The sequence below is a fragment of the Streptomyces violascens genome, from assembly GCF_014649955.1.
In the GTDB taxonomy this organism is placed as follows: domain Bacteria; phylum Actinomycetota; class Actinomycetes; order Streptomycetales; family Streptomycetaceae; genus Streptomyces; species Streptomyces violascens.
In genome coordinates, this window is the sequence record NZ_BMUA01000008.1 from 121872 (window position 1) to 139359 (window position 17488).

At 73.1% G+C, this 17488-nt stretch carries 14 protein-coding genes; 6 read left to right on the forward strand and 8 right to left on the reverse strand.

Annotated elements, in window-relative coordinates:
* Nucleotides 1-14: 14 nt before the first annotated feature.
* Nucleotides 15-1118, forward strand: coding sequence for an adenosine deaminase (locus IE206_RS18475; protein ID WP_189963259.1), 1104 nt, complete (start codon nt 15-17; stop codon nt 1116-1118).
* Nucleotides 1119-1136: 18 nt separating this feature from the next.
* Here IE206_RS18475 and IE206_RS18480 read toward each other — a convergent pair whose 3' ends face one another.
* From IE206_RS18480 to IE206_RS18500, 5 genes are all read right to left on the reverse strand, one after another.
* Nucleotides 1137-2975 (reverse strand): CocE/NonD family hydrolase, encoded by a 1839-nt coding sequence (locus IE206_RS18480; protein ID WP_189963261.1) that lies wholly within the window; start codon nt 2973-2975, stop codon nt 1137-1139.
* 154 nt (nt 2976-3129) lie between these two features.
* A complete protein-coding gene (locus IE206_RS18485; RefSeq protein ID WP_189963263.1) occupies nt 3130-4065 on the reverse strand; it encodes a S66 peptidase family protein in 936 nt (311 codons plus the stop codon).
* Nucleotides 4062-6041 carry a dipeptidyl-peptidase 5 gene (locus IE206_RS18490; protein WP_189963265.1) on the reverse strand — a complete coding sequence of 660 codons (1980 nt, stop codon included), beginning with the start codon at nt 6039-6041 and terminating at the stop codon, nt 4062-4064. Before IE206_RS18490 ends, IE206_RS18485 begins: the two co-directional genes overlap by 4 nt.
* A gap of 22 nt (nt 6042-6063) precedes the next feature.
* Entirely contained in the window at nt 6064-7395 is a 1332-nt protein-coding gene (locus IE206_RS18495; protein ID WP_189963267.1) for a M20/M25/M40 family metallo-hydrolase, read from the reverse strand.
* A complete protein-coding gene (locus IE206_RS18500; protein ID WP_189963268.1) occupies nt 7388-8221 on the reverse strand; it encodes a M55 family metallopeptidase in 834 nt (277 codons plus the stop codon). The genes IE206_RS18495 and IE206_RS18500 overlap by 8 nt, the downstream gene beginning before the upstream one ends.
* A 264-nt stretch (nt 8222-8485) precedes the next feature.
* Here IE206_RS18500 and IE206_RS18505 point away from each other — a divergent pair, with 264 nt between their 5' ends.
* Complete coding sequence (locus tag IE206_RS18505; protein ID WP_189963270.1) at nt 8486-9085, forward strand: flavin reductase family protein; 600 nt, start codon at nt 8486-8488, stop codon at nt 9083-9085.
* 249 nt (nt 9086-9334) lie between these two features.
* Here IE206_RS18505 and IE206_RS18510 read toward each other — a convergent pair whose 3' ends face one another.
* Complete coding sequence (locus tag IE206_RS18510) at nt 9335-10666, reverse strand: hypothetical protein (protein WP_373300942.1); 1332 nt, start codon at nt 10664-10666, stop codon at nt 9335-9337.
* 106 nt (nt 10667-10772) lie between these two features.
* Between IE206_RS18510 and IE206_RS18515 the strand changes: the two genes are divergently transcribed.
* From IE206_RS18515 to IE206_RS18530, 4 genes are all read left to right on the forward strand, one after another.
* Entirely contained in the window at nt 10773-11819 is a 1047-nt protein-coding gene (locus tag IE206_RS18515; protein ID WP_189963272.1) for an NAD(P)H-dependent flavin oxidoreductase, read from the forward strand.
* 92 nt (nt 11820-11911) lie between these two features.
* On the forward strand, nt 11912-12634 hold the full coding sequence (locus IE206_RS18520) for an alpha/beta hydrolase (protein WP_189963274.1): 723 nt from the start codon (nt 11912-11914) through the stop codon (nt 12632-12634).
* 81 nt (nt 12635-12715) lie between these two features.
* Entirely contained in the window at nt 12716-13108 is a 393-nt protein-coding gene (locus IE206_RS18525) for a response regulator (RefSeq protein ID WP_189963276.1), read from the forward strand.
* A 198-nt stretch (nt 13109-13306) separates the two neighbouring features.
* The gene (locus tag IE206_RS18530) at nt 13307-14032 is read left to right on the forward strand and encodes a VOC family protein (RefSeq protein WP_226599717.1); all 726 of its coding nucleotides are present in this window, start codon (nt 13307-13309) and stop codon (nt 14030-14032) included.
* A gap of 89 nt (nt 14033-14121) precedes the next feature.
* Here IE206_RS18530 and IE206_RS18535 read toward each other — a convergent pair whose 3' ends face one another.
* Nucleotides 14122-14847 carry a class I SAM-dependent methyltransferase gene (locus IE206_RS18535; protein ID WP_189963280.1) on the reverse strand — a complete coding sequence of 242 codons (726 nt, stop codon included), beginning with the start codon at nt 14845-14847 and terminating at the stop codon, nt 14122-14124.
* A gap of 130 nt (nt 14848-14977) precedes the next feature.
* Entirely contained in the window at nt 14978-17404 is a 2427-nt protein-coding gene (locus IE206_RS18540) for an ATP-binding SpoIIE family protein phosphatase (RefSeq protein WP_189963283.1), read from the reverse strand.
* Nucleotides 17405-17488 lie beyond the last annotated feature (84 nt).

The window sequence follows — 17488 nt, forward strand, 5'->3', positions numbered from 1 at the left end:
TACACTCCCGCCTCATGCACTTGTCAGACAACCCTGCCGCCGCCGCTCCGGTCACCCCCGCCGAGTGGATCCGCCGCGCCCCGAAGGCCGTCCTCCACGACCACCTCGACGGTGGCCTGCGCCCCGCCACCATCGTCGAGCTGGCTCGCGCCTGCGGGTACGCCGGCCTGCCGACCGAGGACCCGGCCGAGCTCGCGGTGTGGTTCCGCGATGCCGCGGACTCCGGCTCCCTGGAGCGCTACCTGGAGACCTTCGCCCACACCTGCGCGGTGATGCAGACCCGCGAGGCGCTGCACCGTATCGCGGCCGAGTGCGCCGAGGACCTGGCTGCCGACGGGGTCGTCTACGCGGAGGTGCGCTACGCGCCCGAGCAGCACCTGGAAGCCGGCCTGACCCTCGACGAGGTCGTGGACGCCGTCAACGAGGGCCTGCGCGAGGGCGAGCGCCGCACCGGCGGGAGGATCACCGTCCGCGCGCTGCTCACCGGCATGCGGCACACCCGCCGCTCCCTGGAGATAGCCGAGCTCACCGTCGCCCACCGCGACCGCGGGGTGGCGGGCTTCGACATCGCGGGCGGCGAGATCGGCAACCCGCCGGCCGAGCACCTGCCCGCCTTCCAGCACCTCAAGCGCCACAACTGCCACATCACCATCCACGCCGGCGAGGCCGTGGGCGCCGAGTCCGTCCACGAGGCGGTCCAGGTGTGCGGCGCCGAGCGCATCGGTCACGGCGTCCGCATCACCGACGACATCGCCGCGGACGGCACCCTCGGCCACCTGGCCGCGTACGTCCGGGACAACCGGATCGCCCTGGAGGTCTGCCCCACCTCCAACCTCCAGACCGGCGCCGCGGTCTCGTACGAGAAGCACCCGATCGACGAGCTGCGCCGGCTCGGCTTCACGGTCACGCTGAACACCGACAACCGTCTGGTGTCCGGCACGACCATGAGCGAGGAGTTCCAGCACATGGCGGACGCCTTCGGGTACGGCCCGGAGGTCTTCGAGGAGTTCACCGTCGCCGCGGTCGAGGCGGCGTTCCTGCCGCTGCCGGAACGCCGTCGCATCATCGACGAGATCGTGCGTCCCGGCTACGCGCGGATCGGTTCGGCTCCCCGCTGACCCCGCCGATGACGGCCGTCAGTTCACCTTCCCTCTGACGACGGGCAGTTGGAGCGTCCCCGTGTCGCCGGGGGCGCTCACGACCGTCACCGGCTTGATGCCCTTGTTGCCGACGTAGGAGTCGTCGCTCGCGGCGACCACGAACTCGATGCGGTGCCCGGCCTCGTAGCGGTGCGCGATGCCGGGCAGGGCGACGGTGAACGGCTTGGTGACGTCCGGCACCCGCACCGGTGCGATCAGACGGCGCACCAGCGTCTTGGTGCCGTCGGGCGCCACGTCGTACAGCTTGGCGAAGAGGACCAGCTTGTCGGCGGCGTCACCCGAGTTCTGCACCTTCTCGGTCGCGGGCGAGGAGACCTTGAGGGTGGCCTTCGCCGCGCCGACCACGTCGACGGGCGCCTTCAGCGGGTCGGTGTCCCAGCCGAGGCAGGTGCCCGCGGTGTCGTACGGGGCCGGGTCGGGCAGGCCGATCGTGCCGGCCAGCGGACTCTCCGAATGGCTGGTCGGGACGAGCCAGTTGGTGTACGTGCGGCTGCCGCGCGCCACCTTCGCCCGGTCGCCGACCAGCCTGCCGTCGCCGGAGAGGTACACCTGCTGCGAGAGCGGGGGCACCTTGGCGGCCTCCCCGTATCCGCTCTGCCAGTCGCGGTAGTAGGCGAGGGCCGGGCCCGTGTCGGCGTTCTTCTGCTTGCGGAGGTAGTGGTCGAACCAGGCGAGGATGCGCCGACCGGTGTAGCTGGTCTCCAAGTTGCCCTGGGTCATGTTGAGTTCACCGGGCGCCTGGCCGCCGCTGTGGCCCCAGGACTGCCAGATCATCTTGGTCGTGGTGCCGTTGTCCTTCAGCGCGTTGTACGTCGTCGTCGCCTCGTTGAGGTTGAACAGGGTGTCGGTCTGCCCCTGGACGAGCAGGGTGGGCGCCTTGATGCGGTCGAGGTAGCCGGTCGGCGAGACGCTGCGGGCGTAGCGCTGCATCGCGGCGGTGGCGGCGGCCGGGTAACTGCCGGAGTTGAGCAGTCCGATGGTGTCGCAGACGCCGGGCACGAAGTGCACACAGCCGAGCGAGCCCCAGCGGGACGGGTCGAGGTTCGGCAGCGTGACGGGCTGGCTCTCGCCGATGAGGTAGAACCCGTTGGTCCACTGCCACTTGAAGGCGCCGGGCACCGTGCGGTCGGCCGCGTTGTTGGGGTCGAGGGCGTAGGTCAGGTCGTTCCAGGTGATCAACGGGACGAGGGCGTCGACGCGGTGGTCGACCGCGGCCGTGGCCATCTGGATGGCGCCGCCGTACGAGCCGCCGATCATGCCGACGCGGGGGTCGCCCGGGTGGTCCTTGGTGACATAGTCGATGCGCGTGCCGTCGTCGGCGGCGCGCGTACCGGCCAGGAAGTCGACGAGCCGGGACGCGGCGCGGCCGTCGATCCCCGGGTCGTCCAGCGAGATGAGGCAGCCCGACTTGCCGAAGCCGAGCCCCGAGTAGGCGAGCGCGACATAGCCGCGGGTGGCGAACGCCCTGCCGGTGGCGTCGGTCGTACCGTCCGACTTGCTGCCGCCGAAGCCGTTGGTGGTGAGCACGGCGGGGGCGGGGTGCGCCTTGTCGACCCCGGCCGGGCGGTAGAGGTCGGCATCGACGGCGCAGGTCCGGCCGCCGACCGTGACCGTGAACCGCAGGGCGGTGACGGTGACTTGGGCCGGTGCGGCTCCCTGCGACGCGGCGGCGGCCGGTGCGGCCGCGAGCAGCGGTACGGAGAGTGCGACGCCGAGGGCGGTCGCCAGCGGTTTGCGGACTCTGGGCACGGTACGGCGACGGGTCACGGCGTCCTCCACGGCGAGCGAGCCTACGTCTTGGCAGGGCGGGCTCATGCTGTGACACGTGCCACTTCGCCGTCAACGGCTCTGGCACGAGCGGTTCAGCCATCCGGCGGCCGGGCAGACGGGGTTGTTGGTCGGGTGTGGGTCCGCTGAGGCTGGTCGCGCGGTTCCCCGCGCCCCTCAAGGGCGCCGGCACCTCAGCGGATCAGGCGAGTGCGGGCACCTCGAGCGCCAGCGTGGCCCTCTCCGCGTCCAGTACCGCCGGCACCCCCAGCGGCATCGTCAGCGACGCCTCGCAGTGGCCGAAGCCCAGGTTCTCCACCACCGGTACGCCCAGACGGGCCAGGCGTTCGTGCAGTACCGGGCGCACCCTCTCCTCGTACGGGCCGCACTCCAGCCAGGAACCGAGGGCCACGCCGGTGACGCCGTCCAGCCAGCCCGCGCGCAGGAGTTGGGTCAGCACCCGGTCCAGGCGGTAGTCCTCCTCGCCGATGTCTTCGAGGACGAGCAGGCCGCCCGCGGCGGACGGGCGGGCGTGCGGGGTGGCGAGGTCCGCGGCGAGCAGGGACACACAGCCGCCGACGGTGACACCGCGGGCCCGGCCGGGGATCAGCCCGCGGGCTCCCGGCAAGCCGAGGGTCATCGCGGCCTCCGGCTCGAACAGGGTGGTGCGCAGGGACTCCTGGGTGGTGGCGTTCTTGACGAAGGCGAGCGTGGAGGCCATCGGGCCGTACAGGGTGGCCAGGCCGAGGCGGACGGCGAACGCCTCGTGCAGGGCGGTCACGTCGCTGTAGCCGATGAGCACCTTGGGGCCGGCCGCCCGCAGCGCGTCCCAGTCGAGGAGGTCGACCATGCGCTGGGCGCCGTAGCCGCCGCGGGCGCACATCACCGCGTCGACCGTCGGGTCGCACCAGGCCCGCTGGAAGTCGCGTGCCCGCGTCTCGTCCTCGCCCGCCAGGTACCTGAACTCCGGGTGCCTGGCGGTGAGTCGGGGCGTGACGACCGGGTCGAGGTGCCAGCCGCGCAGCACGTCGAGCCCGGCCTCGAGGCGCTCCTCGACGACGGGCCCGCTGGGGGCGACCACCGCGATCCTGGAGCCGGGGCGCAGCCGGGGCGGGCGGGTGAGTGCGACTGCGGTCACTTGGTGAGCTCCAGGAGGGGGATGTCGGTGCGGTCGATCGCGAACACCTGGGCGTACAGCGAGAGCTCGGCCTCCAGGGCGCGGATCATCGTGTCGGCGCGGCGGAAGCCGTGGCCCTCGCCCTCGAAGGTGAGGTAGGCGTGCGGGATGCCGCGCCCGGCCATCTTCTCCAGGAAGTGCTCGCACTGCGCGGGCGGGCAGATCGCGTCGTCCAGGCCCTGGAGCAGCAGGAAGGGTGCGGTGATGCGGTCCGCGTGCTGGGCGGGCGAGCGTTCGCGGTAGCGGCCGGGCAGTTCGGCGTACGGGCCGACGAGGCTCTCCAGGTACCGCGATTCGAAGTCGTGGGTGACGTCGAGCCAGGTCGCGAGGTCGAGGACAGGGTAGATGACGGTGCCGCAGGCGTACACGTCGGTCGCGGCGAGGGAGGCGGCCGTGGTCCAGCCTCCCGCGCTGCCGCCTCGGATCGCGAGACGGCGCGGGTCGGCGGTGCCCTCGTCGGCCAGGGCGCGGGCGACAGCGGCGCAGTCCTCGACGTCGACGACGCCCCACTGTTCGCACAGCCGGTTGCGGTAGGCGCGCCCGTAGCCCGTGGAGCCCCTGTAGTCGACCTTGACGACGCCGATGCCGCGCGAGGTGAAGTAGGCGGTCTCCAGGTCGAGTACGAGGGACACATTGCTGGTGGGGCCGCCATGTGCCCAGATCACATACGGCGGCAGTTCTTCGGCGGGGGCGATCCGGTCGGGACTGTGCGGCGGGTAGACGTGGGCGTGGATGTCCCGGCCGCCGGGTCCGGTGTAGGTGCGGATCAGCGGCTCGGGGTAGTACGCGGGGTCGACCGCGTCGTCGTGGCCGCAGCCGATCACGCGGGCGCGGCCGGTGGCGGTGTCGAGTTCGACGAGTTCGTATGCGGTGCGCGGGCTCGCCGCCACACCTACGACGCGGCTGCCGTGGGCGGCGAGCGTCGGGTTCCACTGGGTCCAGGGCCCTGCGGCGTCGACGAGTTCGCCGCTCTCGGGGTCGAGTATGCCGAGCGTGGTGGCGCCCCGGCCGTGCACGACGGCGACGAGGCCGCTGTCCAGGGGCTGGAACCAGCGCCGCCCGACCTGCCAGAGCGGTCCCGCGAACTCCTCCTCGCGGGGGCAGAGCGCGACCGCCTCCTCTGCCTCGGGGTCGCCGCGGTACAGGTTCCACCAGCCGCTGCGGTCGGAGGCGAACAGGAGCTGCCCGTCGGCGGACCAGTCGGCCTGTGCGATGGATTCCTCGGGGCCGCCCGCGAACGTGCGGGCCCGGCGCAAGGTGCCGTCCGCGTCGACGTCGGCGAGGATCAGCTCGGTGCCGTCCCACGGCATCCGGGGGTGGTCCCAGCCGATCCACGCGGCCCGCCGCCCGTCGGGCGAGAGCCGCGGGCCGGTGACGAAGCGGTGCCGCGCTTCAGTCAACTCCCTCACCGCGCCCCGGTGTTCGGCGGCCGATCCGTCCAGCGGCACGGCGGCGATCACACGCCGTACGTCGGTGGGGCCCTCGCCGGTGAACTCCTCCAGGACGCACCACACCTCGCCCCGGTCGAGGTCGATCCGGGGGTCGGCCCAGCGCAGGCCCCCGCCGACCGGGGACAGCGGAGTGAGCGGCCTGGGCGCGGCGGTCGCGTTCGGCTCGTACGCGTAGAGGCGCTGGTCGTCGAAGTGCACGAAGACGACGAGCGGCCCCCTTGCCGTGCGGTCGGCTCCGTCCCAGGGACGGCCGCCGTACTCCATGACCCGGCTGCGCACGTTCCACGGTTCGGGCAGGACCTGCTGCGCCTCGCCCTCGGGCCGGCGGCGCACCAGGACCCGCCTGCCGCCCTCGGCGGGGCGCGCCTCCGTCCACCACAGGTCGTCGCCGACCACCCCGACGTGGTCGGGGTAGCCGTCGTGGGCGGCGGCGAGCGCCGCGTCGATCGGCGACGGCCAGCTTCCGTAGGGCGCGGTGGGCACCATCGTGGCAACTCTCCCTCGGGGGCTATGCGGACCGCAGGTAGTGGTCGAGGACCCGGACGCCGAAGTGCAGCGCGTCCACGGGCACCCGTTCGTCGACGCCGTGGAACAGCGCCTGGTAGTCGAGCCCGGCCGGCATCCGCAGCGGCGCGAAGCCGTAGCCGGTGATGCCGAGCCGCGAGAACTGCTTGGCGTCGGTACCGCCCGACATGCAGTACGGCACCACATGGCCTTCCGGCGCGAACCGCTCGATGGCGGCCCTCAGTTTGAGGTACGTCGGTGAGTCGAGCGGCGCCTGGAGCGCGACCTCGCCGTGGTGGAAGTCCCAGTCGACGTCGGGCCCGGTCAGTCCGTCCATCGTCGTACGGAACTCGGCCTCGCCGCCCGGCACGATGCGCCCGTCGACGTAGGCGGTCGCGTGGCCCGGGATGACGTTGACCTTGTAACCGGCGTCCAGCATCGTCGGGTTGGCGCTGTTGCGGATCACCGGCTCGACCAGGGCGGCGGCCGGGCCGAGCTTGCCGAGCAGTTCGTCGGCGTCGAAGCCCTCGGCGTCCGGGTCGGCGTCGATGCCGTGCAGGGCGGCGAGTTCGACGAGGCTCGCGCGGACCGTGGGGGTGATCCTGACCGGCCACTCGTGCTCGCCGACGCGGGCGATGGCCGAGGCGAGCCGGCTGACCGCGTTGTGGTGGTTCACCTTGGAGCCGTGGCCCGCGCGGCCGTGCGCGGTGAGCCGGAGCCAGGCGGTGCCGCGCTCCCCCGCGCCGATCGGATAGATCTCCATGCCCCGCCCGGCGTGGAAGGTGACGCCGCCCGACTCGCCGATGCCCTCCGTGCACCCCTCGAACAGTTCGGGGTGGTGGTCGGCGAGGAAGCCCGAGCCGTCGACGGCGCTGGCCTCCTCGTCGGCGGTGTACGCGATGACGATGTCCCGCCGGGGCCGCATCCCGTGCCGGGCCCAGGCGCGTACGACCGCGAGGACCATGGCGTCCATGTTCTTCATGTCGACGGCGCCCCGGCCCCACACCACGCCATTGGTGACCTCGCCCGAGAAGGGGTGAACGCTCCAGTCGGCGGCCTCGGCGGGCACCACGTCGAGGTGGCCGTGCACCAGGAGGGCGTCGGCCGAGGGGTCGGTGCCCTCGATCCGGGCGACCACGTTGGTTCGTCCCCGGGTGCGCTCCAGCATGCAGGGTTCGAGGCCCGCTCCGGCGAGGCGCTCGGCGACGTACTCGGCGGCCGGGCGCTCCTGGCAGTCGCCGCCGCCCCGGTTGCTGGTGTCGATCCGGATGAGCTCGGAGGTGAAGGACACCACCTCGTCGAGCGCCACCTGATCGGCTGTCTCCGCCTCAGCCATATTGCTCCTCCACCGCGGACGAGACGATCGTCGTGACCGCCTTGAAGGTGCGAATGCCCTCATACATCGTCAAACTGGTGTAGGAAACGCGCCGTTCACCCGTACGCGCCACGCCGGGCACCACAGTGGCCGCGTCGGCGAGGTGCTCGGCGTCGAACTCGATCTCCACGGTGAACGGGCCGCCCTCCGCGGGCGCGACCCTGCGCGCGAGGGCCGCGGCCTCCTTGGCCGCCGCCCTGATGTCCCCGGCGGTACGCGCGGGGGTGCGGCAGACCGCCGCGTACCGCGAGACGTGGTCCTTGACGGCCACCTTGCGCGCGTCCGGCGCATAGCCCTCGGCATCGGCGCAGGTGAGGTCGTCGCCGGTGACCAGCACCACCGGCACCCCGTACTCGGCGACGACGTGCGCGTTGAGCAGCCCCTCGCTGGCGCGGGCGCCGTTGAGCCACACCCCGGTGATGGAGTTGGCGAGGTAGGTGTGGGCGAGCACGCCCTGCGTGCCGGCGCCCGTGTGGTAGCCGACGAAGGCGATCCCGTCGACGTCGCCGTGCTGGATGCCCTCCACCATGGACAGCGACTTGTGCTTGCCGGTGAGCATCTGGGCCCGCTCGTCGAGCCGCTCCAACAGCAGATTGCGCATGGACCAGTGCGCCTCGTTGATGAGCACCTCGTCGGCGCCCCCGTCGAAGAAACCGAGCACGGCCGCGTTCACATCCGAGGTGAACATGCCCCGGCAGCGCTCCCACTGCGGCGTTCCCGGCAGCACATCGGCCGGCCAGGTGACTCCGGTGGCGCCTTCCATGTCCGCACTGATGAGGATCTTCATGGCGCCCCACGGTACCTGTCACCCCATACCCAGGCCAGGGACCGGGCGGACACCAGAGGTCCATACCAGTGACGCCCGGTGCGGAGGCCGACGGGGCCGCGCCGCCGCGTCGCTCGCCCACACCGCGCGCGTACCTCAACCACCCGCCGGACGAACCGAGTTGAGCAGATGGAGTACCTCATCCAGGTGTGGCCCGCCCTGACCCCGGCGCATGCCCGGCGGTCTCCGCCGGGCGGCGGGAAGGAGCCAATGGATACTGGCCGCATGCGTATTGACTTCGATCCCGCCGCCATGTCCCGCGTCGAGTTCTACCGTCTGCTCACCGCGACCGTGGTGCCGCGGCCCATCGCCTGGGTGTCGACGGTGGACGGGGACGGCACCCCCAACCTCGCGCCGCACTCGTTCTTCACCATTTCCTCCGTCGCGCCGCCCGTCGTCCAGTTCACCTCGGTGGGACGCAAGGACTCGCTCCGCAATGTCGAGGCGACCGGGCAGTTCGTGGTCAACTTCGCGCCCGAACCGCTTCATGCGCAGATCAACGGCACGGCGACCAACTTCCCTCCCGGAGTCAGCGAGTTCGATCAGGCGGGCCTCGCCACCGAGCCGAGCCTGCGCGTGAAGCCGCCGCGGGTGGCCCTGTCGCCGGTGGCGCTGGAGTGCGAGCTGCACAGCACGCTCGGGATCGGTGACTCGACGGTCGTGTTCGGGCGCGTCGTGCACGCGGTGGTCTCGGACGAGGTCATGGTCGACGGCCACCCCGAGATCACCCGGCTGCGACCGCTGTCCCGGCTCGGCAAGGACGAGTGGGGCACCCTCGCCGAGCCGCGCGAGCTCGGCCGCGTGCCGTACACCGGCGGCGCCTGAGCTCGGACCCAGGGGCCGCACCGCCCGCTCGGCATGCGGTGGCCCGGCGGGCGGACCACTCTGGGTTCATGGGCAGAGCAAGAACAGGGAGCACCCACCCACCCCTGCGGCGCGACGTGGTGCGCGCCCGGGCCCGGCAGGCGGGGTGGGCCGCCCGCCTGGCAGGCCGCATCTGGCTGGCCGGGCGTCTTGCGGGCCGCTGGGAGGAGCGGCTGCGGCGGTTTCGGCGGCGGCGCCGATAGCTCCCGGCTATCGCCCGGCGGCCGGCACGGCGTGCAGGTGCTCCAGGCGGCGCTGTACGGCCTCCAGTGCGCCGCGCTGACGGCCCGGGACCTGACGGCGCAGGGTGACCAGGGCCGGGGCGAGGGAGCGGGCGCGGTCCGGGTCGCGGAGCTGCTCCCACTGGTGGTGCGCGCGGTCGACCGCGCCCTGGACGTCGGTGTCGTCGGTGGTCTGCCCGCGGGCGAGCCGGGCCTGCGCACAGGCCATCCACCACTCGCAGGACCGGGCCGGTTCCCCCGCGAGCCGGGCGAGGTCGGCGCGGACCTCCAGCCAGTGGATCGCCTCGAGTGACCCCGGCCCGTACGCGCGCAGCGCCTCGCTCTCCCACATCGCCGCCATGGAGGCCGCCTCACCGTGGCGTCCCGCAGCGGCGGCGGCCAGGATCGCCGGATGCGGGTCGGCCCCGGCGGGCGGTGCGGACTGCCGGGGCGGCGGGTCGGGGGGCACACCGTCCATGGCCAGGTAGAGCGCGTCGCCGGGGCCCACCCGGTCCGCCGCGTACGCGTGGAGCTCGGTGAGCGACGGCCGGGCGCCGCCGCGCCACACCTCGGCGTACACCTTCAGATAGTCGGGGGTGACGATCTTCCGGCGCGGTGCGGGTGCGGTGATCCGTCCGTACAGGCGGACGCCGTGGCTAAGGGCGAGACCCTCCTGCCGCAGCCGCTGCCAGGCCTCCGTGGTGGCGGCCAGGTCGACGACGACCGTGGTCGTGCCGGGCCCGCGCACCTGGAACTCGTGCGCCAGCCAGGCCCACGGAAGGCCGGTGTAGCGCACGGTCGCCCGGGTGGTGCGGGCGAGTGCGACATGGATCTGCTGCTGTTTGGCGTCCACGTGCAACTGGCCCGCCAGGTACAGGAACAGCGGGCCGGGCGCGGCGGCCGCGGCGCGGATCCGGGTCAGCACGGTCTGCGGGTCCACCGGATCGGCGAGCTCCACGACGGTGGCCGCGCCGCTACCGGCCAGCACGGCCGGGGCGACCGCGGCCAGGCCCGGCAGGACCGACGCCGCATCGATGAGACGGCCCTTGTTCGCCGGAGCGGCCGCCAGTAGCAGCGCCGTCCCCGGGTCCTCCCCCTTGATCAGCACAGCAGCACCGTATCCGGTCGACCCGTACGGCGCCTCGTCGATCGCCAGGATGCGGGGCCGCGCGCGGGGGCCACGGCACGCGCCGCCGTCCGGGACGAGGGCCGCCCCGCGCGCGGCGGCGACGAGTTCTGGCCATTCACGGCGAGAGCCGCGCGGGCCCGACGGGCATCGGCCGCCCCGGAACTGCGGGCCTGCGACTGTCTGATGGATCACACTTTCCTGACGGATCATCACCGCCGGCTGCGTGTAGGCATCACATAGTTCGTGGAGACACCGCACCACACCCCCCACGCCCCTCAACGCCCCGGAGCAGTCCGCAATGTTCTTCCGCTTCGACGAGTTAGCCGTTCCGATCGTCCAGTCGCCCATGGCGGGCGGCGCCTCCACCCCCGAACTGGTCGCAGCCGTCAACAGTGCCGGGGGCCTGGGGTTTCTGGCCGCCGGATACCGCAGCGCCCAGGGGATGCGGGAGCAGCTCGTCCGCACTCGTGAGCTGACCTCGCGGCCGTTCGGCGTCAATCTCTTCGTGCCGGGCATCCCGGATCCGAGCGCCGTCGACGCGGTGGGCGCGTACCGCGAGCAACTGCGCGGCGAGGCAGACCGGTTCGGGCTCACGCTGCCCGTGCCCGGCGCCGGGGCCGATGACGACGGGTGGGAGGAGAAGATCGAGGTGCTCCTGCGCGAGCCCGCGCCTCTGGTCTCCTTCACCTTCGGGCTGCCCACACCCACCGTCGTGGAGTCCCTGCAGCGGGCGGGCAGCCATCTCGTGGCCACGGTCACCACGCTCGCCGAGGCCGTGGCGGCGGAGGCCGTCGGCGTGGACTCGCTCTGTGTCCAGGGCCCGTTGGCGGGCGGCCACCGCGCCACGCACGACATCGCGGCGCGGCCGCAGGACGTACCGCTGCTCGACCTGCTGGCCTCGGTGCGCGCCCGCGTCCAGCTGCCGCTCATCGCCGCCGGCGGGCTCGGCACGGGTGCGGACGTGGCCGCCGTGCTGGGCGCCGGGGCGTGTGCGGCCCAGCTCGGCACCCTCTATCTGCGCGCGGAGGAATCAGGTGCCTCGCGTACGCACCAGGACGCCCTCGTCGATGCGCGCTTCACGGCGACGGCCGTCACCCGGGCCTTCTCCGGGCGCCCGGCCCGCGGCCTGCGCAACCACTTCGTCGACGCCTACGACGCCACGGCCCCCAGCGCGTACCCGCATGTGCACCACCTGACCCGCGCGCTGCGTGCGGCGGCCGCCGAGGCCGGGGACGCCGAGCGGCTGCACCTGTGGGCCGGGGCGCGCCACCGCCTCGCGCGCAGCGCCCCGGCCGCCGAGATCACCCGCACGCTCTGGGAGGAGACCCTCGCGGCGCGGCACTGAGGCCGTCGACCAGCGGGTTCCCGGGACCCGCTCCCCGTACGAACAGCGTTACGGTGAAGGTCGTTTCAGCACCGCTCAGCCCAAGGACCGCCATGCCGATCAGCACAGTCCCGTACGCCGTGGTGGACGGGTCGGCTCCCCGCCTCCTCGACGTGTACCGCCCCGAGGGCGCCGCCTCGACCACCCCGACCGTGCTGCTCTGGCACGGCATCGGCCCCGACACGCGGTTCGAGGTCGGCGCCCTCGCCGAGGAGACGGCCTCGCACGGGCTGACCGTGTTCGTGCCGGACTGGCGCTCGGACGCGCCCGACGGCGGCCGCGCGCACCTCGTGGCGTCGCTGCGGTACGTGCGCGAGAACGCCGCCTCCTTCGGCGCCGACCCGGAGCAGCTCGTGGTGGCGGGCTGGTCGATGGGGGCGGGCGCCGCGATCGCCACGGCGCTGCGGCCGGACCTCACGGACGGCCGTCTCCCGAAGGCGGTCGTCGGCATCGCGGGTCTGTACGGGCGCCCCGCCCGCAGCACGGGCACGATCCCCCTGGACGACCTGGAGGCGGCCACGCCCGGGGTGCCCGTCGTCCTGATCCACGGCACGGCGGACACGGTGGTCGAGTCCCACCACTCCCGCGACTTCCTCGCAGCGCTCGAGAAGCGGCCCTGGACCGCGCGCCTGCACGAGGCGGACACCGACCACGCGGGGATCATCATGACCTCGTACGACCCCGAGCTCGGCCACTGCGTACCGGCCACCGGCGCCGACGCCCTGCGGGCCGGGCGGGAGACGGCCCGGATCGTCGCCGGGGCTGCGCACGCCTGACGCCCGGAGAGCTCGCGTGGCGCGGGAGCGACCCCGGGGCTCCGCGTGGCTCTTACCCGCCCGTGCGGCCATGCTGGAAGCGTGATGACCGTCCTGCTGGTAGCCACCGACGAGGAAGCGGCCGTGCTGAGCGAGCGCATTCAGCGCAACCGCCACTTCCGCGTCATCTCGCACACCCCGAGCCCCCGGCTCGCCCTGGCCCAGGCGCATGTCCTGCTGCCCGACGTCACCGTCCTCGACCCCAGCATGGACGGGGACGGCGATCCGGCCGCCCTGTTCATGGGGCTGCGCTCGCTGACACCGCCGAGCGGTGTCATCCTGCGGACGACGCCCGCCACCGCCGGGCTCCCGGAGCTGCACGCCGTCCTTGAGGACGGCGCCGTCCATGTGGCGGCCCGGGACGATCACGACGCCCTCATGGCCGCCCTGATCAAGATCGGACGGCGCAGGGAGAGCTGCGACCCCGACCAGTGACCGGCGCCGGACGGCTCCACGTGCGAGCGGGGGCCGAGGGCGAGACAATGGAGAGGTCTATGTGCCGGTATGCCGAAATTCCTGAGAGCGAGGGTTTCAGTGACGCCGTCACCGAGTAATCCCGAAACCGCCGCGGATCCGCCCCCGGCCGCCGATTCGAGCGCCGCCGTGTGCGGGGCTCCGTGCTGGGTGAGTCTGATGGCCCGCGACCTGGATGCCGCGCTCGACTTCTACGGCGCGACGATGGGCTGGACGTTCCGGACCGGGTCGCTCGGCGAGGAGTTCCGGGTCGCCCTGGCGGACGGGGTTCCGGTCGCCGGGATCGGAGCGCTGGCGCCGTCACTCCAGGTGGCGGTCGCGTGGACGCCGTATTTCGCGGTCGAGGACGCCGATGTCACCGCGGCGCGCATCCGCGAGCGGGGGGCCACGGTCGCGGTCGGGCCGGTCGCCCTGCACACCGGGCGCGGCGCGCTGGCCGCCGACCGGGACGGCGCCGTCTTCGGGATCTGGCAGGGCCCGCTCCTCTCGAACTGGGAATCCTGGCGCGACCGCGCCCCTACCTGGACCCGGCTGCACACGCGCAACGCCTTCGACGCGGCGATCTTCTACGGCGAGGTCCTCGACTGGGCCTGCGACCGGCCCGGCTGCTGCGACGTCCAGTACGAGCACGAGGAAGTCGTCCTGCGCCACGCCGGGCACATCGTCGCGCGCCTGACGTCCGGTGCCGTCGAAGCCGCTCCCGACCCGAGCCTGCGCCCCCACTGGCACACCCACTTCGCGGTCGAGGACCCCCACGGCCACGCGGAGAAGGCCCTTGCCTACGGCGCCACGGTCCTCGCCGACGGCATCTCGGCCACCGGCACCTGGGTACGCCTGAAAGACCCCGACGGCGCCACCTTCACCCTCAGCGACACCGCACGCTGACGCATGCGCGCCCAAGGCGGTGGCACAGCACGCGTGCGCGGATCCCGGTCGGCGCCGGCGCGAGGGCCCTCCGCGAGAGCACGGCGCTTTCACGCGGTCCGGCCGACCACCAGCCATCTGGACGGCAGCTCGATGCGCCGGCCGTCGGCGGTGTACTCCGTGGTGGTGAGCGGGAGTTCGCCCTCGGCGAGCACGGTCAGGCCCGCGGTGGTGAGCAGCTCCACCAGGGCGGCGTCGGAGACCTCGCCGGGCGCGATGCCGTGCGCGAAGACCGGGCGGAGCTTGGGCGGTGGACCCGCCGGGCTCTGGGCCAGGCCCATCAGGACCGGCTTCGCGGCCTCGGCGAGCTCCACCACGAAGGCCCGGCCGTCCGTGCCGAGCAGCGTCGCGATGGCGTCGGCGACGGGCCGGCGGTCGGCCGCTTCGCACTGGTGCAGGACGCCGCGTACGTACACGTTCGCGTCGCCGAGGCGGGTGTGCAGCTCGTCGACGGCCTTGGTGTCGGCGGCGTCGAGCTGCTCGAACTCGGCCTCGCCGTCCGGGTCCTGGCTCCGGGCGTGCTCGACGGCGGCGAGCGAGAGGTCGACGCCGGTCACCTTCGGGTAGCGGGCCGCGAGATAGCGGGTCTGGGTGCCGTTGCCGCAGCCGAGGTCCACCAGGGGCAGGTCGGGGCGGTCGATGCGGGCGGCGAAGTGGGCCAGGTGACGGGCGGCGGTGAGGGCCGGTTCCGCGTCCCAGAAGACCGCGCCCTGCTCGTCCGGCGCCTCGCGCCAGAACCCCTCCCAGGCGTCCTTGTACCGACTCGTCACGCTCATGACCGACTCCCCAGGCTGCACGCACAGTGTCAAGATCGGTCTACCGCTCCGGACGCACCCGGACAAGCACCCGGACACATACCTTCACCTGCCGTTCGACCGGCGGGAGTTCCGGGATGCGGCCCCGGGGTCAGCGCGTTCGGCGTCCCGTGTGCGGCAGCGCCACGTCGAACCAGACGGTCTTACCGTTCCCGGTGCGGCTGGTGCCCCACTCCCGGGCGAGCGCGCTGACCACGCGCAGGCCCCGGCCCGCCTCGTCGCGCGGGCCCGCGCTGAGCAGCGTCGGCAGGGTGTGGTCGTCGTCGACCACCTCGCACAGGAGCGCCTCGGCCCGCACCAGGCGAAGCTCGACCCGGCGGCCGTGCGTGTGCCGGATGCCGTTGGTGACGACCTCGCTGACCAGGAGCTCGACGGTTTCCGCGACGTCCGACAGGCCCCAGTGCGCGAGCTGTTCGCGGACCAGGCGGCGGGCCCGGCCTACCTCGCGCGGGTCGGCGTCGAGCCGCCACTCGGCGACGTCCTCGCGGGTGATGCCGTTGAGCCGCGCCATGAGCAGGGCCACGTCGTCCTTGCGGCCACCGCGGGTGTTGAGGGCGCGGATGATCGTGTCGCAGGCGTCGTCCATGGAAGCCGCCGGGTGCGCCGCGAACTCGCAGAGCGTGGCGAGGCCCACGCCTATGTCCTCCCCGCGCACCTCGACGAGCCCGTCGGTGCACATGACGAGCCGGTCGCCGGGCTCGACCCGGATGCGGGCCGTCTCGAACGGCACTCCGCCGACCCCGATCGGGGCCCCGGTGGGCAGGTCGAGGAGCTCGCTGCGGCCATCCGCCGACCGTACGATCACCGGCGGCACATGGCCCGCGTTGGCCATGAGCAGCTCGCCCCTGATGGGGTCGTACACGGCGTACAGGCAGGTGGCGAGGTAGTGCTCGCCCAGGCGCTGCGCCAGGTCGTCGAGGCTGCGCAGGAGCTGGTCGGGCGGCAGGTCGAGCGCGGCCATGGTCTGCACGGCAGTACGCAACTGACCCATCATCGCGGCCGAGTTGAGGCCGTGGCCCATGACGTCGCCGACCACCAGGGCGGTCCGTGAGCCGGGCAGTTTGATCGAGTCGAACCAGTCGCCGCCGACCCGGCCGAGCAGCGTGCCGGGCAGATAGCGGGTGGCCGTGTCGCAGCCCGCCATGCGCGGGGTGACCTGCGGCAGCATCGAGTCCTGGAGGGTGTCGGCGACGCTCTCCTGGTAGGTGTACATGCGGGCGTTGTCGAGCACGAGCCCGGCGCGCGCGGCCAGTTCGGCTCCGGTGACGCGGTCCATGTCGTTGAACTCGGCGCGCTCGGCGTGCCGCAGCAGGATCATGAAGCCGAGCACCACGTTGCGTGCCTTGAGCGGAACGACCAGCATCGAGCGGCCGTTGATGAGCGGCCGGATGTCGCGCTTCTCGAACTGCGAGGCGATGGCGGTGCCCATCTGCTCGCTGATCCTCGGCACGAGGACGGGGTCGCCGGACGTCATGCACTGGAAGAACGGGGTGTGCGCGGGGAACGGCATGGACTCGCCGACCGGCACCACGTCGTCCCAGCGGCCCGGCTCGTCGACGTGCTCCAGGGCGACCCGGTGCCACAGGGTCCGCTCGTCGGGCGGCCCGTCGGGGAAGCCCTCGCCCGCGATGACCTGCTCGCGCAGATAGGTGCCCGCGACGTCGGTGAAACGCGGCACGACGGCGGCGCTGACCTCCTGGATGGTGCGGGACAGGTCGAGCGAGGAGCCGATGCGGCCGCTGACGTCGTTGAGGAATTCGAGCCGCTCGCGCACCGCCGCGTATTCGAGGTCGGCGGCGAACTCGGGCGAGGGCGGCTGCGTCCGCGCCACGGGCTCCATGGGGTGGCGGCGCCGGGCGGGCCGGTGTTCGGCGCGCCGGGGCACTCCCCAGTCGGGAGTGACGGGTACTCGGTCGTGCTGGCTGAACTCCAGGACGGGATAGCCGAGTTCGAGGACCTGGGAGACGATCCGGGAGCTCTCGCCGACGCTCATGCTGGGCAGGATCTCGGGCAGCCTGCGGGCCAGTTCGTCGGAGCCGGGGAAGTCGGTGTGCAGGGCGAAGCCGGGCGCTATCCGCTCGACGGAGCCGCCGTCGTCGTCGGCCTCCCGGTGCAGCTGGGCCGCGTCCGCGGCGAGCACCAGGAGCCGCTCGGGCCCGGGTCCGACGAGCGGGTAGGCCCACCACAGCACGTCGCTGCGGTCCCGGCCGGGCTCGGTGAGCGCGGCCCGGCCCGCGGTGGGGTAGGAGGTGCGTCCGGTCAGCGGGCCGTCGAGGCCGGGGCCGAACTCGTCGAACACGTCGTAGTCGTCGAAGCGTTGCTCCAGCGCGCCGGAGACGGGGAGCAGATCGGCGGCGGGCCTGCCCACCGCGTCCTCCTTGCCGGGACCGAACAGCCTGCGCGCACCGGAGGACCAGTGCGACACGAGGCCGTCGCCGTCCACGACGATCACGGCAAGCGGGATCCGGCCGGCCACGGCGAACTGCTGCGGCAGCTTCGGCGGAGTACCACTGTCCATGGGTGGGAGGCTCCTTCCCCGCCGCGAGAATCGGCGGCTTCACCACCACCGTACGGCCATCTCGGGGCCGCGCGGGAGGCAACC